General features: G+C 69.4%; 24 protein-coding genes. 10 read left to right on the forward strand and 14 right to left on the reverse strand.

The window, feature by feature from the left end:
- Positions 1–62: 62 nt before the first annotated feature.
- On the reverse strand, positions 63–752 hold the full coding sequence (locus tag Q7T52_RS02620; RefSeq protein WP_304799188.1) for an SGNH/GDSL hydrolase family protein: 690 nt from the start codon (positions 750–752) through the stop codon (positions 63–65).
- Positions 753–783: 31 nt separating this feature from the next.
- Here Q7T52_RS02620 and dtd point away from each other — a divergent pair, with 31 nt between their 5' ends.
- On the forward strand, positions 784–1,209 hold the full coding sequence (gene dtd / locus Q7T52_RS02625; RefSeq protein WP_304799189.1) for a D-aminoacyl-tRNA deacylase: 426 nt from the start codon (positions 784–786) through the stop codon (positions 1,207–1,209).
- Positions 1,210–1,397: 188 nt separating this feature from the next.
- Here dtd and Q7T52_RS02630 read toward each other — a convergent pair whose 3' ends face one another.
- From Q7T52_RS02630 to Q7T52_RS02640, 3 genes are read right to left on the reverse strand one after another with little or no spacing between them, the layout of a single operon-like run.
- A complete protein-coding gene (locus Q7T52_RS02630; RefSeq protein ID WP_304799190.1) occupies positions 1,398–1,697 on the reverse strand; it encodes a DUF1416 domain-containing protein in 300 nt (99 codons plus the stop codon).
- Complete coding sequence (locus Q7T52_RS02635) at positions 1,697–2,551, reverse strand: sulfurtransferase (protein ID WP_304799191.1); 855 nt, start codon at positions 2,549–2,551, stop codon at positions 1,697–1,699. Before Q7T52_RS02635 ends, Q7T52_RS02630 begins: the two co-directional genes overlap by 1 nt.
- Before the next feature lie 11 nt (positions 2,552–2,562).
- Positions 2,563–3,024 carry a DUF4395 domain-containing protein gene (locus tag Q7T52_RS02640; protein WP_304799193.1) on the reverse strand — a complete coding sequence of 154 codons (462 nt, stop codon included), beginning with the start codon at positions 3,022–3,024 and terminating at the stop codon, positions 2,563–2,565.
- 263 nt (positions 3,025–3,287) lie between these two features.
- Here Q7T52_RS02640 and Q7T52_RS02645 point away from each other — a divergent pair, with 263 nt between their 5' ends.
- Positions 3,288–4,304 (forward strand): GDP-mannose 4,6-dehydratase, encoded by a 1,017-nt coding sequence (locus tag Q7T52_RS02645; protein ID WP_304799194.1) that lies wholly within the window; start codon positions 3,288–3,290, stop codon positions 4,302–4,304.
- Here the strand turns inward: Q7T52_RS02645 and Q7T52_RS20590 are convergent.
- The 4 genes from Q7T52_RS20590 to Q7T52_RS02655 are packed head-to-tail and all read right to left on the reverse strand — an operon-like array spanning position 4,293 to position 6,554.
- Positions 4,293–5,207, reverse strand: a complete 915-nt coding sequence (locus Q7T52_RS20590) for a nucleotidyltransferase family protein (protein WP_370692281.1) — start codon at positions 5,205–5,207, stop codon at positions 4,293–4,295. The genes Q7T52_RS02645 and Q7T52_RS20590 overlap by 12 nt on opposite strands.
- Positions 5,204–5,509: a PqqD family protein gene (locus Q7T52_RS20595; RefSeq protein ID WP_370692282.1), complete on the reverse strand. Its 306-nt coding sequence runs from the start codon at positions 5,507–5,509 to the stop codon at positions 5,204–5,206. The genes Q7T52_RS20590 and Q7T52_RS20595 overlap by 4 nt, the downstream gene beginning before the upstream one ends.
- A complete protein-coding gene (locus Q7T52_RS02650) occupies positions 5,479–5,742 on the reverse strand; it encodes a hypothetical protein (protein WP_304799195.1) in 264 nt (87 codons plus the stop codon). The genes Q7T52_RS20595 and Q7T52_RS02650 overlap by 31 nt, the downstream gene beginning before the upstream one ends.
- On the reverse strand, positions 5,742–6,554 hold the full coding sequence (locus Q7T52_RS02655; RefSeq protein ID WP_304799196.1) for an ATP-binding protein: 813 nt from the start codon (positions 6,552–6,554) through the stop codon (positions 5,742–5,744). The genes Q7T52_RS02650 and Q7T52_RS02655 overlap by 1 nt, the downstream gene beginning before the upstream one ends.
- Positions 6,555–6,598: 44 nt before the next feature.
- On the opposite strand from Q7T52_RS02655, the gene Q7T52_RS02660 reads away from it, so the two are divergent.
- A complete protein-coding gene (locus tag Q7T52_RS02660) occupies positions 6,599–8,005 on the forward strand; it encodes a polysaccharide biosynthesis tyrosine autokinase (RefSeq protein ID WP_304799197.1) in 1,407 nt (468 codons plus the stop codon).
- 11 nt (positions 8,006–8,016) lie between these two features.
- On the opposite strand, the gene Q7T52_RS02665 is transcribed toward Q7T52_RS02660, so the two are convergent.
- From Q7T52_RS02665 to Q7T52_RS02675, 3 genes are all read right to left on the reverse strand, one after another.
- Entirely contained in the window at positions 8,017–8,553 is a 537-nt protein-coding gene (locus Q7T52_RS02665; RefSeq protein ID WP_304799198.1) for a hypothetical protein, read from the reverse strand.
- A 4-nt stretch (positions 8,554–8,557) separates the two neighbouring features.
- Positions 8,558–8,977: a thioredoxin family protein gene (locus Q7T52_RS02670; RefSeq protein WP_304799199.1), complete on the reverse strand. Its 420-nt coding sequence runs from the start codon at positions 8,975–8,977 to the stop codon at positions 8,558–8,560.
- A 97-nt stretch (positions 8,978–9,074) separates the two neighbouring features.
- Positions 9,075–9,359 carry a MoaD/ThiS family protein gene (locus tag Q7T52_RS02675; RefSeq protein ID WP_304799200.1) on the reverse strand — a complete coding sequence of 95 codons (285 nt, stop codon included), beginning with the start codon at positions 9,357–9,359 and terminating at the stop codon, positions 9,075–9,077.
- Between the two features lie 126 nt (positions 9,360–9,485).
- On the opposite strand from Q7T52_RS02675, the gene Q7T52_RS02680 reads away from it, so the two are divergent.
- A complete protein-coding gene (locus Q7T52_RS02680) occupies positions 9,486–10,229 on the forward strand; it encodes a response regulator transcription factor (protein ID WP_304799201.1) in 744 nt (247 codons plus the stop codon).
- A 7-nt stretch (positions 10,230–10,236) separates the two neighbouring features.
- The gene (locus tag Q7T52_RS02685) at positions 10,237–11,223 is read left to right on the forward strand and encodes a glycosyltransferase (RefSeq protein WP_304799202.1); all 987 of its coding nucleotides are present in this window, start codon (positions 10,237–10,239) and stop codon (positions 11,221–11,223) included.
- Here Q7T52_RS02685 and Q7T52_RS02690 read toward each other — a convergent pair.
- A complete protein-coding gene (locus tag Q7T52_RS02690) occupies positions 11,129–11,572 on the reverse strand; it encodes a hypothetical protein (protein ID WP_304799203.1) in 444 nt (147 codons plus the stop codon). The genes Q7T52_RS02685 and Q7T52_RS02690 overlap by 95 nt on opposite strands.
- A gap of 101 nt (positions 11,573–11,673) precedes the next feature.
- Entirely contained in the window at positions 11,674–12,606 is a 933-nt protein-coding gene (locus Q7T52_RS02695) for a folate-binding protein YgfZ (protein ID WP_304799204.1), read from the reverse strand.
- Between the two features lie 87 nt (positions 12,607–12,693).
- Here Q7T52_RS02695 and Q7T52_RS02700 point away from each other — a divergent pair, with 87 nt between their 5' ends.
- The 5 genes from Q7T52_RS02700 to Q7T52_RS02720 all read left to right on the forward strand — a co-directional run bounded on the left by Q7T52_RS02700 (position 12,694) and on the right by Q7T52_RS02720 (position 17,793).
- Complete coding sequence (locus Q7T52_RS02700; protein ID WP_304799205.1) at positions 12,694–13,848, forward strand: acyltransferase; 1,155 nt, start codon at positions 12,694–12,696, stop codon at positions 13,846–13,848.
- On the forward strand, positions 13,845–14,207 hold the full coding sequence (locus Q7T52_RS02705) for a DsrE family protein (protein WP_304799206.1): 363 nt from the start codon (positions 13,845–13,847) through the stop codon (positions 14,205–14,207). Before Q7T52_RS02700 ends, Q7T52_RS02705 begins: the two co-directional genes overlap by 4 nt.
- Positions 14,207–15,040: a mycothiol synthase gene (gene mshD, locus Q7T52_RS02710; protein WP_304799207.1), complete on the forward strand. Its 834-nt coding sequence runs from the start codon at positions 14,207–14,209 to the stop codon at positions 15,038–15,040. Before Q7T52_RS02705 ends, mshD begins: the two co-directional genes overlap by 1 nt.
- Positions 15,041–15,178: 138 nt before the next feature.
- Entirely contained in the window at positions 15,179–17,188 is a 2,010-nt protein-coding gene (locus Q7T52_RS02715; protein WP_304799208.1) for a hypothetical protein, read from the forward strand.
- Positions 17,170–17,793, forward strand: a complete 624-nt coding sequence (locus Q7T52_RS02720; protein WP_304799209.1) for a hypothetical protein — start codon at positions 17,170–17,172, stop codon at positions 17,791–17,793. Before Q7T52_RS02715 ends, Q7T52_RS02720 begins: the two co-directional genes overlap by 19 nt.
- Here the strand turns inward: Q7T52_RS02720 and Q7T52_RS02725 are convergent, their stop codons facing one another.
- Positions 17,794–18,825, reverse strand: a complete 1,032-nt coding sequence (locus tag Q7T52_RS02725; RefSeq protein WP_304799210.1) for an alpha/beta hydrolase — start codon at positions 18,823–18,825, stop codon at positions 17,794–17,796.
- Positions 18,826–18,846 lie beyond the last annotated feature (21 nt).

The raw sequence follows: 18,846 nt of genomic DNA on the forward strand, positions 1-18,846 counted from the left end.
TCCGCCGCGGCCGGTGGCTTCGAGGCTCGCTCCGCTCGCACCTCAGCCGACGTCCTCCCAGCTCAGCTGATGTCGGGGTCGATCGCCTCGACGACCCGGCGCGCGATCTCCGCATGGCCGCGGTCGTTGGGGTGGACCCGGTCGCTCGTCCCGAGCTCGGTGTCGACGCCGGGCGGCCCGCGCAGACCCTCCTCGGTGTAGAGGTCGCTGAGCCGGAGGTACTGGTGATCGGCGCAGAGGCGTCGTACGACGGTCTCGAACTGGCGCGCGACCGCGGGCGCGTCCCAGGGGCCGAGGCACAGGATTTCGGCGTCAGGCGAGGTGGCCTCGACCGCGTCGAGGAGGCGGGTGTAGCCGGAGGTCAGGTCGGCGAGCGTGGAGACGCCTATGTCGTTGGTGCCGGCCTCGACGACCACGACGTCGGCCGGCTCCCGGCCGATCGTGTCGGTCTCGACCTGGGCCGCAACCCGGAACGCGCGGGCGCCGCCGACGGCCACCAGGACGCGCGAGACGTCGTAGTCCTGGTCGAGCTCGTCGACGACGAGCGCGGGGAAGGCCTGGTCGGTGTCGGACGCGTAGTAGCCCCCGGCGATCGAGTCGCCCGCGATGAGGACGCGTAGGGGCGTCTTGGGCGGCTCGGACGTCTGGGACTGCTTTGGCGCTTCGGTACCCAGCGCGGCGTCGGACGAGCCGTCGGCGCCGCTGCACCCGACGAGGGCGAGGACGAGGACGAGCGCGACGGAACGGAGCACCGGGACAGGGTAGAGAGGGGAGACTAACGGCGTGCGAGCGGTGGTGCAGCGGGTGTTGTCGGCGTCGGTGGTCGTGGACGGAGTCGTGGTGGGTGCGATCGACTCACCCGGGCTGCTCGTCTACCTCGGCGTCACCCACGGCGACGGCGAGGCAGAGATCGGGTGGATGGCGCGCAAGCTCTGGGGCCTGCGGATCTTGCGGGACGAGCAGTCGGCCTCGGACGTCGGGGCGCCGATGCTCGTCGTCAGCCAGTTCACGCTCTACGGCGACGCACGCAAGGGCCGGCGTCCGACCTGGCAGGACGCCGCGCCGGCGGCGATAAGCGAGCCGGTCTACGACGGCGTGTGCGAGGCGCTGGTCGAGCTGGGTGCCCAGGTCGAGCGGGGTGTCTTCGGTGCGGACATGGCGGTGACGTCGGTCAACGACGGGCCGTTCACGGTGCTGCTCGAGCGGTAGTCGCGGCGGGTTGAGTAGGTCGCCTGCGGAGGTCTCGACGCGGACGGCGCCCGATCGGCTCGACCATCGTGGGGTGGGGGTGCCCGGGCCGGCGTCGCTGGCTTCGAGGCTCCTTCGCTCGCACCTCAGCCGACGTGAAGTGACGCTGACCCGTCGTCCGGGGACGACGGGTCAGCACAAAGAGAGGGTCAGACGAGGGCGACGGTCACTTCGGCGACGCTGCCCACGGCAGCGTCGACGCGGTTGTCGACAGGCGTGGCCTTGGGGGCCAGGGTGCGGAGGGTCCACTGACCCTCGCCGGCGAAGAACCGGAAGTGGCCGGTGGCCGAGGTGGGGACCTCGGCGGTGAACTCGCCGGTCTTGTCGAGGAGCCGGACGTAGGCGTTGCCGACGGGCTCGCCGTCGCGCAGGACCTGACCCTGGATCAGGGCCTCCTTGGCCACGTTGATGCCGTCGAGCGAGAGACCGCCCTCAGTCGCGCCGCACATCAGGCGTCGGCCGATCCGGGCTCGTCGCCGAGGGCGATCGGGACGCCGACGAGGGAGCCGTACTCGGTCCAGGAGCCGTCGTAGTTCTTGACGCTCTGGTGGCCGAGGAGTTTCTTGAGGACGAACCAGGTCAGCGAGGAGCGCTCACCGATGCGGCACAGTGCGATGGTGTCCTTGGAGTCGTCGATGCCGACCTCGGCGTAGAGCGCCTTGAGGTCGTCGTCGGACTTGAAGGTGCCGTCGTCGTTGCAGTTCTTGCTCCACGGGACGTTGAGCGAGGTGGGGACGTGCCCGGCGCGCTGAGACTGCTCCTGCGGGAGGTGGGCCGGGGCGAGGAGGCGCCCGGCGTACTCGTCAGGGCTGCGGACGTCGATGAGGTTCTGCTTGCCGATCGCGGCGACGGCGTCGTCACGGAAGGCGCGGATCGAGGTGTCCTGGTCCTGCGCGGTGTAGGACGTGGTCTCGCGGGTGGGCTTCTCGTCGGTCAGCTCGCGGGAGTCGAGCTCCCACTTCTTGCGGCCGCCGTCCATGAGCTTGACGTCGGTGTGGCCGTAGAGCGTGAAGTACCAGTAGGCGTAGGCAGCGAACCAGTTGTTGTTGCCGCCGTAGAGGACGACCGTGTCGTCGTTGGCGACGCCCTTGCTGGAGAGGAGCTCCTCGAACTGCTTCTTGTTGACGAAGTCGCGGCGGACCTGGTCCTGCAGCTCGGTCGACCAGTCGAGCTTGATCGCTCCCTTGATGTGGCCCTTGTCGTAGGCGGTGGTGTCCTCGTCGACCTCGACGAGCACGATGCCCGGGGTGTCGAGGTTGTCCTCCACCCACTGGGTCGTGACGAGAGAGTTCTCGCGGGTCATGGTGGTGCCTTTCAGTTGGTTGCGGCGGCGGTGCCGCGGGAGGTGGTGCGGCGGACGATCAGGTACATCTCGCAGCCCAGGCAGAACCTGAAGACCGCGTTGAGCAGAGCGGCGACGAGCGCGCACCCGACGGCCACGAGGGCGAGCGCCTCGACACCGGTGGCGAAGCCGAGGAGTCCGACGACCGCGAAACCCAGGCCGACCGCCTGCGCGAAGCGCGGCGGGGCGGGGTCCTCGAGATGGTCAGGCGCGCCGAGACACGGGCGGACCAACGTCCGGAACAACAGGGCAACCGGCGTGTGCTGGACGCCCACCGTCGCTCCCCAGGCGAAGAGGACCGCCTGGAGCGCGAGCAGGACTGGCGCCACGGGCGAGGGGGTCAGCAGGACCACGAGCAGCACCAGCGCCGTGAGCGACGCGGTGAACTGCGGGCCACGGGGATCGATCCCGTGGTCGGGTCCGGACACGGACATGACGGTCTCCTGCCGAATGGCTGGGCGGACTGACGGACAGGCCCCGTCGGGACGGGGCGTCTACTTCGACAAATGGGTGCGGTCGAGTCAGCGCGCGGGACACAGGGCTGAGCGCGTGCGGCAGTGGTCCACCGCGCGTCGCTTCGTCAGCCAGGTAGTCGCCATGTAGGCAACAGTACGGACGCCTGGTCGCCCGATCCGCATCATGTCCCATATGATGGACATTGCGTCCACGATTCGGGACTGGCTACGCTTCGATCACCATGACGACCATCACACGAACCGCCCTGGTGACTGGCGCCGGGGGCCAGGACGGTATCTACCTCGCCCGCCTTCTCATCCAAGAGGGCTACCGGGTGGTGGGAACGGTCCGACCGGGCGCACGCGACTCTCCGGCGGCGCAGGTCTACCTCGACGGAGTCGAGGTCGTCGAGCACGACCAGCGCGACGGAGCCGGGTTCGAGCGGCTGCTGGAGGACCTCCGGCCCGACGAGATCTACAACCTGGCCGGCTTCACCTCCGTCGGCGCGAGCTGGGACTACGCCGAAGAGGTGGCTGAGACCAACGGCCTCGCCGTCCTCCGCATCCTTGAATCCCTCGTTCGCCACCGCAACCGCTGCGGATCCGCTCCCCGGTTCTTCCAGCCCTCGAGCTCGGAGATGTTCGGGACCGCCGACCACATGCCGCAAACCGAGAGCACCCCGCACCACCCGCGGAGCCCGTACGCCGTGAGCAAGAGCTTCGCCCACCACCTCACCGTCAACTACCGGGAGTCCTACGGATTGTTCACCAGTACCGCCACGCTCTACAACCACGAGAGCCCATTGCGTCCCGAAAAGTTCGTCACTCGGAAGATCTCGCGCGCGGTCGCCGAGATCGCTCTTGGCCAACGCGAGACGGTTACTCTCGGCAACCTGGACGTGCGTCGCGACTGGGGCTTCGCCGGTGACTACGTCCGGGCGATGCACCTGATGCTCCAGCAGGATTCCCCCGCCGACTTCCTCATCGCGACCGGGCAGTCCCAGCCCTTGTCCGAGCTGCTGAGAGTGGCTTTCGCGACGGTCGGCATCGACGACCCGTCCCCCTACGTACGACAAGACCCGGCTCTCAAGCGGCCGGCCGACGTCGCTGACCTGTACGGCGATCCAACAAAGGCGCGAGAGCAACTCGGGTGGGAGGCGAGCGTGACTTTTCATGAGATGGTCGAACACATGGTGCGGATCGACTTGCAGCGTCTGTCGTCCGGGGGAGATGACGTGGCGGAATTCCTACTCCCCTGATCGTCCACGCAACCTGCGGTATTCGCGCCATGCCAGCGGCATGACTCGCATCCCACGTCGGACCCGCAACCACCGAGCGCGCAGTAGTTCGCAGTTCGTTAGATCACGGCCGGGCGACGGCTTTGCAAAATACTCTTTACGAAGCCAGAAAGCCCTCCACAAGAAGGTGGGTCGCAGCGGCCATGGCGTACGGCTCAGTTCGACGATCCATGGCAACACCTCATTCGTCTCAGTCCGAGCCCGCATCTCCCAGTCTGCAATTGGAACTAAAAGCGGCCTCCGGTCAGGGATCAACGGGGCGCCAATGAGGTCAAGCAGAGGACGTAAGGTCTGCGCCGACCCCGTGTCGGCGGCTAGGGCCGCGAGGTCCGCAACCTGCTCAGCATTCCAATCGCGACGCACTACCGCGGCCAGGTCGCGAAGTTCGTGACTCTTGTACTGGTCACGCAAGTAGTGCAAGGCAGCGATAGCAACGTTGCCCGCTTGGTCGCAGACAGCAATGTCAACATGCGCAATCCGCACTGTCGAGCGTCTGGCCCACAGCACCTCGAACACATTCTCTGGACTGGCCAGGAACCCGGGGAACCAATGATGCAGGTCGACCTCGCAAGGCCAAAGTCGATGGCGATGGTTAACAGAGTGCAGGGGCACAATGCTTGGCGTGTCGTAGGCCCCATCATCGATCCATCCAAGCCGCTCGAGCGCCGCCTGCAGAATCCACATCTTAACCGGATCGACAAGAACATCGATGTCTACGGACGTCTTAGGTGGCCGCAACCCCTGGAGGGCAAGGACGGGTCCTTTGATGGCAAGCGCGCGCACACCCGAGTCAGCCGCAACTCGCAGGATCAAAGCATGGCCGAGCGGCACAGCCTCTTCGACTTGAAGGGACGCGCCACTCATTCACTTTGCATTCGACTAATGACCCCAGCTTGCTCAGCGGAGTCCAAGAACCGGTTCACGTCGCCTTCGACTTCGCTCGAAGATAGGTTGAACATGTCGGCGATTATTCGTACAAGTGTCAGTTGGCTTGTCCCAACCTCGAGAAGGCGCCAGATTGCGGCCGCGCTGCCCTCTAGAACTAGCGGCAGGTCCGCTAAGTGTCCCAACCTCAGCACCACGACGCGGGTTTGGTCATCAACCCACGCAACGTCGCTCGCCCGCTCGATCAGGCTCACAGTGACACCTCCGTCAGAACACCGCATGCCAGGAGGTCGCCTACTGCGGTGGTGGTTACAGATGCAGCATCGACGCCGTCAGGTGCCCCAAATTCATCGACTAGGGCTGCAGCTAGGTCGGCAACATCGATGCCGGAGCCGACATAGCGCAGCAAACTTGTTGCCAGAACAGACACTACGACGACTTGGCCGCCGACGAAGACCGCCGAACGATCATTGTCGACGTACCAGTCCGTCCAATCCGTACGAGCAACGCGCATCAGGACTGCAACATATCTGCTACCAGAACTTTCAACTGCTCGGACTCGGAGTAGTGAAGCGCGCGTAGGCCCCCCGTAAGCTCAAGCAACTCAGCGACCCTGTGCAGCGGATTGGGGACCGAGGCAAGATAAGACGATTCAGGTGCCAGCAGCGCGAGCGCATCGACCGTCGCGATGGACTCGGCGCGGGCGACCTTCGAGCCGTCCCGAACCAGCAGGGCAACGCCAGCCAGCTCGCACCGTGCCGGCGCCGGCAGCAAGTCCAGCTCGTCAAGGTTCATCTGGGTCTTGAAGCCGCCTGGACCTCCGATCACAGACAGTGGCTTCGGGTACGGCGAGATCGTTGCATCAGCGCGGATCGCCACAGTCTCGTCAGTCACGTAACCGAGGTGTCGTCCCAAGGTCCGGGACGTCGTTGTCTTGCCCGTACCCGACGGGGCGACAAGCGCCACCGTTCGGCCCGTGACGGAATCGGCAAGACCGCAGGCATGCAGCATGATCATCTTTCCGGCTTGGTGATCTATGGCAGCGACCGTCACACGTGGACTAAGCCGGTCCAGTAGCTCTGCACGAACCGTCGACGCCAGGGCACCTTGGGCGCGAGCCTGCTCGATGACAACAGGGTTATCGTCCTGCACCACCGCTACGGTCGCATCCGCTGCGATACTGCCGTCGGTGAGGCACCTCGACCATGCACGGCGAATCGCGGTGGCAAGGTCAATTGCGTGCGATCCCGACACTTCGACCGTTACGTACGTGTCCATCGCTCTAAGATCGACTGAGATGCAGCCGCCAACGAGGTCTCTGATCACCTCGGAACCCTATTGCGACTGCCCAATGACGGGTTCTTGATTCCATGGATTTGCTTGACTATGCGAAGGCCCTGCGCGCTCACTGGGTCGGTGCGCTACTTATCGTCGTCGTCGTGGTGGCGTCCGCTGGCACTCTGACGCTCACTCAGACCAAGGTCTACGCCGCCGACGCCGGTGGCTTCGTCACCGCCGGAGGGAGCGGTGACGCCGCCGTCGGATCAGTCAGCGACTCGCTGGCTAAGTCGCGTGCTGCGTCCTACGTCGATATCGCGAGCAGCCGGGCTGTCGCCGACCTTGTCATCGACGACCTGGGCCTCGACGAGAGCGCGTCGGGATTGATCGAGAACATTGCGGTTGAACAGCCAGTTGACACGGTGCTCATCAAGATCACTGCGCGCTCAAGTTCGCCGGTTCAGGCGCAGCGCCTCGCGGACGCGTGGATACGGGCACTTGCGGCGCGAGTAGCTGAGCTCGAGGACCCAAGAGGCACCGGCGCCGCCGGGGTTGTAGGAGTCGAGCCGGTAGAAGCGGCGGCACTTCCGGGATCACCTGTCTCGCCACGCCCTGTCCTTAACCTAGGCCTGGGCCTGGTTCTTGGCCTTCTGCTCGCCGTCGCCTACGCCGTAGGCCGGTCCATGGTCGACCGTCGCCTGCGTGTAGACGACGACGTGGAGAAGCGATTCTCAGTGTCGACAGTCGGCCGAATACCCGTGCACCCTGCCGGTAGCCGCCGCGGTCTCCAACTCTCAGATGCTGCCGACGAGCAGAAGTGGGACGTTGGCGAGGCATTCCGCAAGCTGCGCACCAATCTGTCCTACATGAGCATTGACGACCCGCCCCGCGTCATCGTCGTGACGAGCCCGCGGCCGGAAGACGGAAAGTCGACGGTCGCGGCCAACCTCGCGGCAGCCATTGCGTTGTCGGGTCAGCCAGTCACCCTGCTTGACGGTGACCTCCGGCGGCCCACCGTGGCAGACACTCTGGGACTTGTTGAGGGCGCCGGCCTGACCGATGTTCTGATCGGCCAAGCCGACCTGGTCGATGTGCTTCAGGACCACGGCGAACTGCCCCAGCTCTCGGTGCTGGCTGCCGGCAGCACGCCGCCGAACCCCAGCGAACTGCTGGGGTCCCAAGCGATGCAGGGCCTCCTTCGCGAGCTCGCCCTCAAAGGCATGGTCGTGATTGACGCCCCCCCGCTGCTCCCCGTTACAGACGGTGCGGTGCTGACTCGTCACAGTGACGGAGCGCTTGTGGTGGTTTCGCACGGCCGGACGGTCGACCATGAGTTGAGCGAGAGCCTGACCCAGCTCGAAGCCGTGCAGGGGCGCGTTCTGGGAGTGGTCTTTAATCGGGTTCCTCGCCGCCGTGGAACGGCTGGTTACTACGTGCCCGAAAAGGAGAAGTCCGGTTCGAGCTCGGCACCGCACGGCGGTAAGCGTCGCGCACACTGAGGCGGGCCCGATCACTCGAGCCTGGCCGCAAGAACGCCGACATGAGCATCTATTTCGTTGGCGACCGTGCGATGGACGTTGGTAGACAGGCCGATGGGGTCACGGATGTCGAGTTCGTGAGGCGCTCTGGCGCGTTGAGCCGCAGCTTCGAGGACGGTCTCCTGCGGCGTCGAGCCAGAGATCGAGTTGCTCGAGAGGATGCCCGCGAACTCAGCCAAGGTGAAGCTCCGTCGCATCAGGCGGGGAGCCATCCTGAGGACCTCGGTCCGGAGGTCGCGGGTCATGGCCAGGATCAAGTCCTGGTCAGCGAGGAGCTGCGGTGTGACCCGTCGCGAGAGGAAGCCGTCAGAGGTTCCGCCAAGGCGGGCCAGCTCGGCTGCGGCATGAGCATCCATGGGGATACCTGACGGACCGATGGTCCCTGCGCTCGACACGGCGACGTGACTGCCGGGACCTGTTCGCGCCTGAAGGAGCCGCTCTGCGAGTGGCGAACGGCACTGGTTGCCGACGCACACCATCAGAATCCGTACGGGCCCCTGGGTGGTCACGGCGTCAGTCTGGCAGCGACTGCAGCACCTGCTCCTTGGTGGGCGCTCCGGCCGCACGCCCGAGCTCTCGCCCGAGGGGGTCGAGGACGACCGTCGTGGGCGTGCGCATGATGCCGAGCCGGCGTACGACGTCGAGGTGCTGCTCGGCGTCGACCTCGACGTGCTTGACCCCTCCCTCGGCCCGCGCGACGTCCGCCAGGACGACTCGCGTGGTGCGGCAAGGAGCGCAGAAGGCCGACGAGAACTGCAGCAAAGTCGCCCGCTCTCCCAGCTCGTCCTGCCACGGGGTGCCAGCCAGGACGGACTCGGACTGCACGCTCTGCTCCTCTGACTCGCCGAAGCGGCCGTCGGTGCGGCGACGCCACAGGCCGAACGCGACCGCCGTGGCCACTGCCGCGATGGCGACCCAGGCTCCAGTGGTCATGGATGGTTCAACTTCCTCGGGTTGTTCGGCATTCCGGCTGCGACCACGTGGTCTTCGGGACGGGCGTGGCCGCCCTCGTCGCACACCGCGACGCTGCCTAGCCGCCGGCGAACGGCGGCAGGAACTCGACGCTGTCCCGTGGGCTCACCACGACCGTCGCTGGATCGAGGGACTTGACCGGTCGGTCGCCCACGAGCACCGAGCACGCCTCGAGCACCTGCGGCAGCCGGCCGCCGGGGTGACCGGCGACGACGCGGTCGACCAGCTCGGCCAGGGAGATCGGACCGTCGACCGCGATCTCTTCCGAGTCGACCCCGGCGGCGGCCCGGGCGGAGGCCCAGTAACGAACGAGGATGACCTGTGTCTCAGTTCTGTCACTCATGCTGCCTGTGTCCGTCACGTTTCGGTATTCTTCCCTCCAGGTCAACAGATCCCGATTCTGTGACCGACGGCCGGTGCCCGACGACGTGTTCCGGTCCTACACCCGCACATGTGGGAGGGGACCACCATGAGCACACTTCTTCTTCTGACCAGCGCACTGCAGCCGTCTGCCGAGGTGCTGCCTGCGCTGACGCTGCTGGGCCACGGAGTCAAGATCCTGCCGGCCGAGGGCAGCGCGCTGCTCGAGGCGCCCGAGTCCGACCTGCTGCTCGTCGACGGTCGTCAGGACCTCGCCGGCGCCCGCGACCTGTGCCGCCTGATCCGTACGACGGGCACCGACGTCCCGGTGCTGCTCGTGGTCACGGAGGGCGGGCTCTCCGTCGTCAGCCACGACTGGGGGATGGACGACGTCGTGCTCCACACGTGTGGCCCGGCCGAGCTCGAGTCGCGGATCAAGCTCGCGATCGGCCGGCTCACCGCCGCTCGCGACGCGGCCGACCCCGAGGCCCACGTCATCCGCTCCGGCGAGGTCGTCGTCGACGAGGCGACGTACACGGCCAAGATTGGCGGCCGTGCGCTCGACCTGACGTTCAAGGAGTTCGAGCTCCTCAAGTTCCTCGCCCAGCACCCCGGCCGCGTGTTCAGCCGCCAGCAGCTGCTGCAGGAGGTCTGGGGCTACGACTACTTCGGCGGCACCCGCACCGTCGACGTCCACGTGCGTCGTCTCCGCGCGAAGCTCGGCCCGGAGAACGAGACGCTCATCGGGACTGTCCGCAACGTGGGCTACCGCTTCGTGCTGCCGGCTAAGGAGAAGGACTCCGTCGCCGCCGACGCGGCTCGCATCACGGAGCGTGCCTCGCAGGACGCCTGAGTGCACGGTGGGAACTAGCGACCGGCAACCGCTGTTCGAGCACTTCGTCATCACTCGGTACTCGGCGGTGTTCACGAACGAGCAGGCCCCGCCTCAGCCGGCATGGCTGGAGTATCGGCTGGGCTTCTTCGTCGAGGCCTGCAGGGCGTCGATGTCACGACAGGATCCCGCTGTCCCGTTCCGCTGGTTGGTCTTCTTCGACGACCGCTGCGCGCCTGAGTTTCGCGAAGAGATTGAGGATCTCGCAGCCGGGGTCTTCGAGCCCATCTGGACCCATGACGTCTTCTGGTCTGGAGTCGCCAAGCGCGCTGTCGGCGAACGGGCGACAGCGCCATACGTCATCACCACCCGGCTGGACAGTGATGACGCTGTGGCCAAGAACTACCTCGCAGCCATTCAAGACGAGTTCGACTCGCAGGACTTCCTCTATGTGAACTTCGCCCGCGGGCTCCAAGTGGTGAGGGGCGGTGCGGTCTACCAGTTGGACTACGCCTCGAACCCGTTCGTGTCGCTGATCGAGAAGCGCTCGGAGGGCGACGTCCCCTTCACGATCTTCGGGTTCGGTCAGCACAACCATGTGCGCCGGATGGGACCTCTACGTGAGGTCGTCGCCGACCCGATGTGGATCCAAGTGATTCACGGCTCCAACATCGGCAATGAGGTCCGCGGCAGGCGTATCTCGCCTCACCGGTATGACCACCTCTTCGACGTCGATCTGGGCTACGACCACCACCCCACAGCCGGTCGCTTGCTCAAAGACTCCGCACGCCGGTGGGTGGATGCCCTTCGCCTCGGCGTCCGGCACCCGAGGGTGCCGCACACGTGGGTCCTCGGGAGAGTCGATCGGATCCGAGGGACGCGAACCAAAGCACGTCTCGAGTCCTCGGGCGTGACCAGCGTCAAGCCGCGCGACGTCGCACAACCAGCGCCTGCGGCACCGAGTCAGCGGACCGGAAGACGGTGTCGGGCTCGGCGACGTAGCGGCAGCGGATGATGAACCGACCTCGCGGCAGCCGGGGAGTCCTGAACACGGCCGTGCCCGTGTCCGGCAGCTGCCGGACGGCCGACGTCGAGTAGCGCTTCCCCCTGCGGTTGACGAGGAGGGTGATCGTCCCGACGGGCTTGGCGTTGGTGCCGACGCCCTTCACCACGCACGTGTAGGTCACCCGGGTCCGAGGGGTCGCTCGCGAGGGTCCGTCGATCTTGACCCGTGGCGGCGTGCACGAGTCGGCGGGGTACTGCGGGTCGTCGCACACCGACCCGGACATGACGGCGGGCGCTGCCGAGGCGGGCGAGAGGGGGGCGCCGAGGACCAGTACGAGCGCGGCCAGCGCGATCTTCATGGCCGCAGCCTCCCATTGCTGGTGTGCCGGCGGGCTTGCTTTGACGTGCGCCGTGGCTTCGAGGCTCGCTTCGCTCGCACCTCAGCCGACGCGTGTGGGAGTCAGCGCAGCTTGGGGCGGACGTGCAGCCCGACCTCGGGGTCGACCACGACCTCCTGGGCCGCGGCGATGCCGTCGACCATGAGGTCGACGTCGACCTGGGTGTTGCGCTTGAGGAGGGCGAGGGCGATCGGACCGAGCTCGTGGTGACGGGCTGACGTACCGACGAAGCCCACGGACTTCTCGCCGAGGATGACGTCGGAGCCGACGGCGGGCAGGCGGTTCTCGGAGCCGTCGAGGTGGAGAAGCGTGAGCCGACGGGGCGGGCGGCCGAGGGTGTGGACGCGCGCGACGGTCTCCTGGCCGCGGTAGCAGCCCTTGTCGAGGTGGACCGCGGGGCCGATCCAGCCGACCTCGTTGGGGATCGTGCGGTGGTCGGTGTCGAGGCCGAAGCGGGGCTCGCCGCGCGCGATGCGCAGCGCCTCGTAGGCCCAGAGGCCGGCGGCGGGCTCGGTCGCGGCGGCGTACGTCGTCAGGTCGGCCCGCGGGACCAGGCGGTGGCCGGTGGCGGGGCGCCAGGTGAGCGCGAGGTCGGCGGTGACGTCGGTGATCTCGGCGCGCATCATGAACTTCATCCGCTCGAGGAACTCCGCGAGCGCCGCCGCGCGACCCGGCTCGGTCCAGACGGTGAGCGCCTCGCCGTCGTCGGTGCCGCGGAATTCGTGCTCGACGTGTCCCTGCGGACTCAGCACCAGCGCCTGCGCCAGCACGCCCGGCTGGAGGTCGGTGAGGTGCTGGGTGGTGATGTTGTGGAGCCAGGTGAGGCGGTCGGGGCCCTCGATCCGCAGCACGTCGTGGTGGGACAGGTCGACGAACCCCTCCCCCGACTCCACCGTGCGCTGCTCGCCGTTGAACGAGCCGTAGTGGGCGGCGACCGGGGCGTCGATGCCGTTGCCGGCGACCGCTCGGGGCAGGGCGAGGAGGGGACTGCTCATGGGTGCCACCCTCGCAGAACGTCAAGAGCGGCTCCAGGATTCCGGATCTGAGCGTCAGGAGGGCACGCGCCCACTAGCGTCCGCCGCGTGGCCGCCACCTCCCAGAACCGCGCGATCGACGCGATCCGCTTCCTCGCTGCCCTCCTGGTGGTGCTCGGCCACGTGCGCCTGACGATGTTCGAGGACTACCCGACCGCGTCGCACGGCCCACTGAGCCAGGCGCTCTATGCCGTGACGGGCATGGGCGCTCCCGCCGTCCTCGTCTTCTTCGCGCTCAGCGGCTACTGGGTCGGCGGGTTCGGGGTGGTCAACCGGGTGCGGGCCGGGCGGTTCGACGTCCGCGACTACGCCATCGCGCGGTTGACCCGGCTCTGGATCGTGCTGCTGCCGGCGCTCGCCCTGACGGCGGTCGTGGACTGGGTCGGGCGGAAGGCGTTCTCGAGCTCCGACCTCTACCAGGTGCCGGTCCCCTACACCGGGATCGAGGAGGTGCCGTCGCACGCGCTCAGCACCCTGGCCGGCAACGTCGTGTTCGTCCAGGAGATCCACGTCAAGCCGTTCGGCTACAACTACCCGCTCTGGTCGCTGTCCTACGAGTTCTGGTTCTACGTGATCTTCGCGGCCCTGGCCCTCGCCACCAGTCGCCAGCGCGGTACGACGACGCGCGTGGTCGCCGTCGTCGTGGCCCTCCTGGGCTGCGTGGTCGCCGGCACGGACGTCCTGCAGCTCTCGCTCGCGTGGCTGTTCGGAGTCGCGGCTGCGGTCCTCGCTCCGCAGGCGCGCCGCTGGGCGGCCCGGTCGTCCTCGACGATGGGCTGGTCGCAGCTGGCCGCAGCCGGGGTGACCGGCATCGCGATGGTCGTCGCCCGCCAGCTCGACCTGCAGGGCGCGCCGGTCGCGGTCGTGGTCGGCCTGCCCGCCGCCGTCCTGCTCTGGACCCTTACCGACGACCTCGCCTGGACCGGGGTCAAGGGCCGGTTGCTCGGGGTCTTCGAGGCGGGCTCGCGCAGCTCGTACTCCCTCTACGCCATCCACATGCCGATCGTCGTGCTCCTGGCCGCCTGGCTCACCCCCACCCGCGAGGAGCGCTGGACCCTCGGGCCCGTCGGGTTCGTCGAGGTGCTCGTGATCACCGGCGGCCTCATCGTGATCGCGGTCGGGTTCGCCGCGGTGACCGAGCGGCGCACTCACGACGTACGACGGCTGCTCGGCCGGGCGACCGCGCCTAGGGTGGGCGCGTGACCCGATCCCTCGCCGTGAAGCTGACCTGCGGGGCGGAGGCCGCCGAACGGGCCAACCAGGCGCTGACGGTGGCGGCCTCGGCCGTGGCCGCCGGGGCCGACGTGTCGCTGTGGCTGACCGGTGACGGCGTGTGGTTCGGGGTGCGCGACCGGTGCCCCGACCTGGGTCTCGAGCACGCCTCCCCCGCTGCTGCGTTGGTCGAGGCCGTGCGTGCGGCTGGGTCCGTCACCGTGTGCTCGCAGTGCGCGGCACGGCGGTCGCTGACCGAGGCCGACCTGGTCGAGGGCGCTCGGATCGCCGGCGCCGTCGCGTTCACCGAGCTGGTGCTGCGTGACGGCGTGCAGGCGCTGGTATACTGATGTCCGCTCCCGACGCGCTCGAGACGATCGCGGCGGTGCGCGCCGCGTGCAAGTTGGTTGACGGGCACGACCCGCTCGACGAGGCCGCGGCCTTGGCGCTCAAGCACCACGGCACCGAGGGTGCGTCGGTGGCGGTCGCCGTGGGCGGGTTCGCGCTGGCGCGGGACGGGGAGCTGACGCTGGCGGTGGCGCCCGAGTCACGGCGCCACGGTGTTGGCGGTCGGCTGCTGGCCCAGGTCGGGGTGGCTGACCGGGCGTGGTCGCACGGCGGGCACCCGGGGGCTGCGGCGCTTGCCGCCGCGCACGGCTGGGACCGGACCCGCGACCTCTGGGTCATGCGGCGCCCGACCTCGCTGGAGCTGCCCTCGCTCGTCGTACCCGACGGCGAGACGGTGCGCGGATATGCCGACGGCGACGCCGAGCAGGTGCTGGCGGTCAACGGGGCGGCGTTCGCCCACCACCCCGAGCAGGGCGGCCTCGACGCGACCGGCCTCGCCGAGCGGATGGCCGAGCCGTGGTGGGACCCGGCCGGGCTGCTCGTGGCGGTCGACGACGCGACCGGCGACGTGCTCGCGTTCCACTGGACCAAGCAGCACGACGCCTCGCTCGGCGAGGTGTACGTCGTCGCGGTCGGGCCGGCCGCGCAGGGCCGTGGGCTGGGGCGCGTGGTGACCCTGGCCGGCCTCCACCACCTGGCCGGGCTGGGCGTGGCCGAGGTGCTGCTCTATGTCGAGTCGGACAACAAACCGGCGGTGCGGCTCTACAGCTCGCTCGGGTTCGAGCACGCGGCGCGCGACACCCACGTGCAGTACACGCGCCGACTCGGGACGTAACCGCTCCGGGGGCCGTGGCCCCTGAGTAACATCCGCCGCATGAGCCCCGCCCCCCAGGAGCCGCCGAGCGGTAGCGCCCGCCCGCGCCGACGGCCCCCACGGCGGCGGCCCGCCGAGCCCGAGGTCGAACCAGTCGCGGTGGTCGACGCGGACGCCGAGCGCGAGGCGATCCGGGTGGCGACGGACGCTGCGGCGGCCGCGGACGACCGCGCCCGGGCCGCCGACGAGGTGGCGGCCGAGCAGGCGGAGACGGCGCGGCTCGCGATCGAGGAGCTGGACGAGGTACGCGCGGCGCTGGCCTCTCAGGAGCCTGGGTCCGAAGGGGCGCGGGTCGAGGCCGAGGAAGCCGAGCGGGCGCAGCTCGAGGTCGCCCTCGAGGCGACGACCAGCGCGGCCGACGCCGCCGCGGACGCCGACGAGGCGCGCGCGGAGGCCGAGGTCGAGGCGACGGAGGCGACGTCGGTCGTCCAGGCGCTGCGCGAGGAGCTGACCCGGACCCAGACCGAGCTCGAGGCGCAAGCTCGCGCGCGGGCCGAGGCGGAACGGCGTGCCGTCGAGGAGGCCGAGGCCGCCCGGCACGGGCTTGCCGAGCGGGCCGAGGCGGAGGCGGCGGCTGCGGCGGCTGCTGCGGCTCGGGTGCGGGCTGACGCGGAGAAGGCGGCGCGGGAGGCCACGGACGCCATCACTGCACTGCGGGCCGAGCTGGCACGGGCTCAGGCCGATCTCGTCAGCCAGGCGGAGGCACGGGCGGAGGCGGAGGTGCGGGCTCAGGAGCTGGCTGCGCAGCTGGCTGAGCGGGAGCCTGAGCTCGAGGTCGAGGCGGTTGAGGCCCCGGCCGAGGTTGAGCCGGAACCGGAACCCGAGGTCGAGCCCGAGGCGGTTGCCGAGATCGAACCCGAGCCGGTGGCCGAGGTTGAGCCGGGACCCGAGCCGGTGGCCGAGCCCGAGCCGGAGCCCGAGCCGGAGCCGGTGCCGGTGCCGGTGCCGGTGCCGGTGGCCGAGGTTGAGGAGCCCGAGCCCGAGCCGGAGCCGATGGCTGAAGTCGAGCCGGAGGCAGAAGCCGAGGTCGAGCCGGGGCCCGGACCCGAGCCCGAACCTGAACCTGAACGTGAGCCGCTGGGAGCTTCACCGGAACCGGCTGCGGAGGTCTCGACGCGGACGGCGCAGGGCGCCGACCGGCTCACCCACCGTGAGGAGGGTGAGCCGGAGCCGGTGGTTGCTGACCTGACGCCGCCGTCCCTGAACCCGTTGTCCGCCTTCCGGTCGCGGCGTCGGGAACGTCGGGCTGCGGCCAGGAGCGCTGAACCCGACGCGGTTGCTGCTCCGGTGGTGGAGCCTGCGGTCGCCGTGACGCCCGTTGTCGAGGATGAGCCAGAGGTCGCTTCCGGGGAGACTGCGGAGCCTACCGCGATCGTTGCTGACGAGGTCGTCGAGACCGCGGAGCCGGAGTCGGTGGGGGCGTCCCCGGGATCGGCTGCGGAGGTCTCGACACGGACGGCGCAGGGCGCCGACCGGCTCGACCACCGTGGGGGCGAGGCCGTGGTTGAGGCGGCGCCGGAAATCGAGGCGGAGCCCGAGGTCGAGGCGGAGCCCGAGGTCGAGCCGGAGCCGGAGGTCAAGGCAGAGCCGGAGCCGGTGGGAACCTCTGCGGGATCGGCTGCGGAGGTCTCGACGCGGTCGGCGCAGGGCGCCGACCGGCTCGACCAACGTGAGGTGGAGCTGCACGACCCGTACGAGTCGGTGCGGCGGGGGTGGGCCGGGTGGGTGGCGGTCGGGATCGCGTTGGCGTCTGCCGTCGCGATCTTCGTGCTGGGGGCGCTGGGTGAGCTGGCCGGTGAGCCGTTGCGGGCGGCCGGGGTCGGGGCGGTCGGCGTGCTGGGGATCGTGTTCGCGTTCCGGCGGGTCGGGCGGCCGAGCCGGGTGGAGCTGACGGAGGACGGGACGCTGTCGCTGGCGTTCGGGACCGACGAGCACACGTTCTCGCTGGCCGAGGACGAACCCGAGCTCGAGATGCGCGGCAACCCGGGTGACCGCGGCTGGGCCATCGACGTCGTACGACCGAGCGAGGCGCCGCTGACGATCACGGCGTCGTCGGTCGACCCGCCGCGGTTCGCCGAGGCGGTGCGCCAGTGGCGGCCGAGCCTGTGAGCGGGGCCGAGCCCGACGAGCTCGCGGCCCTGCGGGCCGAGCGCGACGACCTCGAGCAGCGGGCGCTCGAGGCGGAGGCGATCGCCGAGCAGCTCGCCGAGCAGCTGGCCGACGCGCAGCGCCGACTCGCGGCCGACGACCCGACCGAGCTGACGCTGTTCGACGGCGTGACCCCGGCGGGTCGTACCGGACGCCTCGCGCCCGACGGCAGCGACCAGGCCGTCCTGCCGATCACGCTGGCGGCGATCGCCGTGGTGGCGTTCCTGGTCGGCGTGGTGTCGGTGGTGGCGAAGGGACCGACGCTGCTGTGCCTGGTCGCGTTCGTCGCGGCCGGCGGGCTGGCGTGGGCAGCGGTGCAGGTGCGGGTGACGCGGGTGTCGATCGACGTCATCGACGGCGTGGTGCGGGTCGTCGAGGGCGACTCGACACGCACCTTCGACCTGGCCAACGACAGCGTCAAGGTCGACGTCCAGGGCAGGCCGGGTGACGCCTACTGGCGGGTGCGGTTCTATCGCCGCGCGCTCGACCCGGTCGACGTCGACGACTCGATGGTCGACCCGGCCGACTTCATGGCCCGGCTCCGGGAGCACCGCCCCGGCCTCTAGCTAGAGGGACGGAGCGAGGCCCGCCTTGAGCGCCACCGCGATCTCGTCGACCGCAGCACGCGACGTACGACCAACCCCGACCACGTTGAAGAACCCATGGATCTGGTCGGGGAACCGGCGCAGCTCGACCCGGACACCGGCGGCAGCGAGCGCCCGGCTGTAGGCCTCGCCCTCGTCGCGCAGCGGGTCGAACCCGGCGGTGACGACGTACGCCGGAGCCAGCCCGTCGGGGATGTCGTCGTGGAAGGGCGACGCGCGCGGGTCGAGCCGCTCGGCGGGGTCGGGGAGATAGCTCGCGTTGGCGAGGTCCATGAACGCCTTGGTGAGGTAGAAGCCCTCGGAGAACAGCTCCAGGCTGCGGGTCGCGCGGGCGCTGTCGGTCGCCGGGTAGACGAGCAGCTGGAACGCCAGCGGCAGGCCCTCGCGGGCGGCCGCGGCGGCGACACCGGCCGCCAGGTTGCCGCCGGCGGAGTCGCCGCCGACCGCGATCCGGTCGACGTCGACGCCGAGCGAGTCGGCGTTCTTGGCGACCCAGCGGTAGGCCGTCACGGCGTCGTCGTAGGCCGCCGGGAAGCGGTGCTCGGGCGCGAGCCGGTAGTCGATCGCGAGCACCCGGCAGCCGGCGCCCTCGGCGAGCACGCGGCAGGAGGCATCGTGGGAGTCGAGGCCGCCGTACATGAACCCGCCGCCGTGGAAGAACACGAGCAGCCCGGTCGGGCCGGTGACGCCGCGCGGCGTGTAGAGCCGGGCCGGCAGCCCCTCGACGGGCAGGTCGCGGACCGACCCGATCGGCTGGGTGCGGCCGGTGGCGGCGGTGGTGCGGTCGATGACGACACGGCCCGCGGGGATCGGCAGCGTCTCGGCGCCGGGCATCCGCGCGACCTTCTGCAGCCGCAGCATCAGCTGTACGTCGGCGGCGAGGGTCTGGCCGTCGATCGTCACCGGCTTGCCGGCCAGTCGACGCTGCACGGCCTCGGGGAGCGCCATCGCGGCGAGGAGGAGCGTGGCCTCGGCGCGGTCCTTGATCGTCACCGTCGCAACCTACCGTTCACC

The organism is Nocardioides sp. (assembly GCF_030655615.1).
Lineage (GTDB): Bacteria > Actinomycetota > Actinomycetes > Propionibacteriales > Nocardioidaceae > Nocardioides.